4 protein-coding genes are annotated in these 3,829 nt (G+C 75.4%); all 4 read left to right on the plus strand.

Features of this window, described 5'->3' with window-relative positions; genetic code table 11:
• The coding region (gene paaC / locus G5C65_RS33140) for a 1,2-phenylacetyl-CoA epoxidase subunit PaaC (RefSeq protein ID WP_165302771.1) at positions 1-695 on the plus strand (695 nt) is incomplete at its 5' end.
• Complete coding sequence (gene paaD, locus G5C65_RS33145) at positions 689-1,327, plus strand: 1,2-phenylacetyl-CoA epoxidase subunit PaaD (RefSeq protein ID WP_165302772.1); 639 nt, start codon at positions 689-691, stop codon at positions 1,325-1,327. The genes paaC and paaD, both read left to right, overlap by 7 nt.
• 3 nt (positions 1,328-1,330) lie before the next feature.
• The gene (locus G5C65_RS33150; RefSeq protein ID WP_165302773.1) at positions 1,331-2,392 is read left to right on the plus strand and encodes a 2Fe-2S iron-sulfur cluster-binding protein; all 1,062 of its coding nucleotides are present in this window, start codon (positions 1,331-1,333) and stop codon (positions 2,390-2,392) included.
• Between the two features lie 203 nt (positions 2,393-2,595).
• Positions 2,596-3,708 (plus strand): acyl-CoA dehydrogenase family protein, encoded by a 1,113-nt coding sequence (locus G5C65_RS33155; protein ID WP_165302774.1) that lies wholly within the window; start codon positions 2,596-2,598, stop codon positions 3,706-3,708.
• Positions 3,709-3,829: the final 121 nt, after the last annotated feature.

Genomic DNA, 3,829 nt, shown 5'->3' on the forward strand with positions numbered 1-3,829 from the left:
CCACCCTCCCCCTCGCCGACGACGCGCTGGTCCTCTCGCACCGCCTGGGGGAGTGGGCGGGGCACGCCCCCGTCCTGGAGGAGGAGGTCGCGCTGGCCAATATCGCCCTGGATCTGCTCGGCCAGGCCCGGTCGCTCTACGCCGCGCTGGGCGACGAGCTGGGCAGCGAGGACGAGATCGCCTTCCTCCGCGAGGAACGCGCCTTCCGCAACTGCCAGTTGGCCGAGCAGCCCAACGGGGACTTCGCGCACACGATCGTCCGCCAGCTCTACTTCTCCGTCTGCCAGGAGCCGCTGTTCGCCCAGCTCGCGCCGCACCTCCCGGTCGCGGAGAAGGCCCTCAGCGAGACGGCCTACCACCGGGACCACGCCGAGCTGTGGACCCTCCGGCTGGGCGACGGCACCGAGGAGAGCCACGCCCGCACCCAGCGCGCCGCCGACGCGCTGTGGCGGTTCACCGGAGAGCTGTTCGAGCCCATCGAGGGCCTGGCGGTCGACTGGGAGGCGCTGGAAGCGGAGTGGACGGCCGGGATCACCGATGTCTTCGGCCGCGCGGGACTCACGGTTCCCCAGGGCCCGCGCCGCCACGGCTGGACGGCGGGCTCCGGGCGCCAGGGCCTGCACACCGAGCCGTTCGGGCGGATGCTCGCCGAGATGCAGCATCTGCACCGCAGTCATCCGGGGGCGTCATGGTGACGGCACACCGGGCGGACCGGGAGACGATCGGACCGGACCAGGCACCGGCGCAAGCACCGGGCCGCCCGCTGGACCTGGCGGTGCTGGCCGCGCTGGCGGGCTCGGTGCCCGATCCGGAGCTCCCCATGGTCACCCTCGCCGAGCTGGGCGTGGTGCGCCGGGTGAGCGAGCCGGAGCCCGGCCGTGTCGAGGTCGAGCTCACCCCGACATACACCGGCTGCCCCGCCGTCGAGTCCATGGCCGAGGACATCGAGCGCGCCCTGTGGGCGTACGGCCAGGAGCACGGCGGCCTCCGCGCGGTCACCGTCCGCACGGTGCTCACCCCGCCCTGGTCCACGGACGACATCACCGACTCCGGCCGCCGCAAGCTGGCCGAGCACGGCATAGCCCCGCCCCGGCGCGCGGGCCCCGGGGAGCCCGCGCCCGCAGCGGGCCCCGTCCCCATCGGCCTCGGGCCCACCCGCCGGCGCACGCCGCGTGCCGCGTCCCGCGCGTACGCCGAGCCGGTGCGCTGCCCGCACTGCGGCTCCGCCGACACCGTCGAGCTGAGCCGCTTCTCCGCCACCGCCTGCAAGGCCCTGCGCCGCTGCACGTCCTGCCAGGAGCCGTTCGACCACTTCAAGGAGCTGTGAGCGATGTTCCACCCGCTGCGCGTCACAGCGGTCGAACGGCTGACCGACGACTCCGCCGCCGTCACCCTGGCCGTGCCGCCCGAGCTGCGCACGGCCTACGCCTACGCCCCGGGCCAGCACATCGCCCTGCGCCGGTTCAGCGAGAGCGGCACGGAGATCCGCCGCACCTACTCCCTGTGCGACCCCGCCGCCCCCGAGCCCGCGACGCTCCGGGTGGGCATACGCCAGGTGGAGGGCGGCGAGTTCTCGACCTACGCCCTCAAGGAGCTGGTGCCCGGGGACACGGTGGAGGTCCTGCCGCCCACCGGCCGGTTCATCCTGCGGCCCCGCCCCGGGCACTTCGCCGCGGTCGTCGGCGGCAGCGGCATCACCCCGGTGCTGTCCATCGCGGCCACCCTGCTGGCCCGCGAGCCGGAGGCCCGCTTCTGCCTGATACGCAGCGACCGCTCCACGGCGTCCACGATGTTCCTGGAGGAAGTGACCGACCTCAAGGACCGCTATCCGGCCCGCCTTCAGCTGGTGACGGCGCTCTCCCGGGAGGAGCAGCAGACCGGCCTGCCCTCGGGCCGGCTGGACGAGGAGCGGCTGGCCTCGCTGCTCCCCGCGCTGCTCGCCGAGCGCGGGGCCGCCGAGCTGGACGGCTGGTATCTGTGCGGCCCGCTGGGGCTGGTGGAGGGGGCCGCACGGGCGCTGCGCGGGCTGGGAGTGCCGCGGGCCCGGATCCACCAGGAGATCTTCCACACCGACGCGGCCCCGGCCCCGCCCCCGCCGCCGGTGCCCGGCGTGGAGTCCGCCACGGTCCGGGCGACGCTGGAGGGCCGGGCGGGCGCCTGGGCGGTGGACGACGGGGAGTCCGTCCTGGAGACGGTGCTGCGCAACCGGGCGGACGCGCCCTACGCCTGCAGGGGAGGGGTGTGCGGGACGTGCCGGGTCCGGCTGCTGGCCGGAGAGGTGCATATGGACCGCAACTACGCCCTGGAGCCGGAGGAGTTGGAGGCGGGGTATGTGCTGGCCTGCCAGTCCCATCCGCTCACGCCCCGGGTCGAGGTGGACTTCGACGCGTAGCGCCGGGAAGTACCCGGAAGCGCCCGGAAGCACCCGGAAGCACCCGGAAGCCGGGCAGCGCCGCTGCAACGGGGCGGGGCGGGGCGGTCAAGTCCCGGTGCGCTCCCCGGTGTGCTTCGGCGCCCGCTCCGGTAATCTGGCGGCTATCTGACGGTCCATCAGATTGCGGTTGCCCGAAGTCGTCCGAACGAAGGGGCAGGACAGTGGACTTCACCTTCACCGAGGAGCAGCAGGCCGCCCGCGAAATCGCCCGTACGGTGTTCTCCGACGTCGCCCCCGACAGCGTGCCCAGCCCGCAGCACCCGCCCGTCCCGGGCGGCCCCGTCGCCGAGGACTTCGACCGCCCCCTGTGGCAGCGCCTCGCGACCACCGGCGTGCTCGGGCTCCCCGTGCCCGAGTCGTACGGCGGCGCGGGCCTGGACGCCCTCACCCTGTGCCTGGCGCTCCGCGAGGCAGGCGGCGGGCCGGCCCGGGTCCCGCTGCTGGAGACCGGCGCCGCGGCCCTCACCCTCGCCACCTACGCCGACGAGCGGCTGGGCGCCGCGCTCCTTCCCCGGATCGCCGACGGCACGCTCGCCGTCACCGCCGCCGCGCACGGCAGCACGGGGCACGAGGCGCCCGAGCGCGCCGTCGAGGCCCGCCGCTCCGGCGACTCCTGGGTGTTGGACGGCATCCAGACCGCCGTCCCCTGGGCCCCCGTCTGCGACCTGGTCGCCGTGCCCGCGCACACCCCCGGAGACGGCCCCGTGCTGGCGTTCGTCGCGCCCTCCGGGCCCGGTGTCACCCTCGCCGAGCAGGTCTCCACCAACGGCGAGCGCTACGCCGCGCTGCGGCTCGGCTCCGCCGCCGTCCCCGCAGGCGACGTCCTCGACCACCCCGAGGCTGCCGGGCTGCTCCAGCGCCTGCTCGCCACCGGCACCTGCGCGCTGGCCCTCGGGCTGGGCACCCGGGTGCTGGAGATGACGAGCCGGTATGTCAGCGAGCGCGAGCAGTTCGGCCACCCGCTGGCCACGTTCCAGGCCGTGGCCGTCCAGGCGGCCGACCGCTATGTCGATCTGCGCGCGATGGAGGCCACGCTCTGGCAGGCGGCCTGGCGGCTGGCGCCGGCGGACATCGCGGTGGCGAAGATCTGGGCCTCGGAAGGGGTGCGGCGGGTCGCGCAGACCGCGCAGCACCTGCACGGCGGGGCGGGCGCCGACACGGACTACGCGCTGCACCGGTACCACGCGTGGGCGAAGCAGCTGGAGTTGGCGGTGGGCCCGCCTTCGGCGTACGAGGAGGCGCTGGGCGACCTGCTGGCGGCCCAGCTCGGCTGAGCGGTGTCACGCTGCCGGGCCAGGCCGTGTCCGCCGCATCCGCATCCCGCGTGCCCGGCACCGGCCTCCGCCAGATACGCGGCTCCGCCGCGTGGGGCCGGTATGGGGGCCGGTATGGGGG

The sequence above is a fragment of the Streptomyces boncukensis genome, from assembly GCF_011045075.1.
In the GTDB taxonomy this organism is placed as follows: Bacteria; Actinomycetota; Actinomycetes; order Streptomycetales; family Streptomycetaceae; genus Streptomyces; species Streptomyces boncukensis.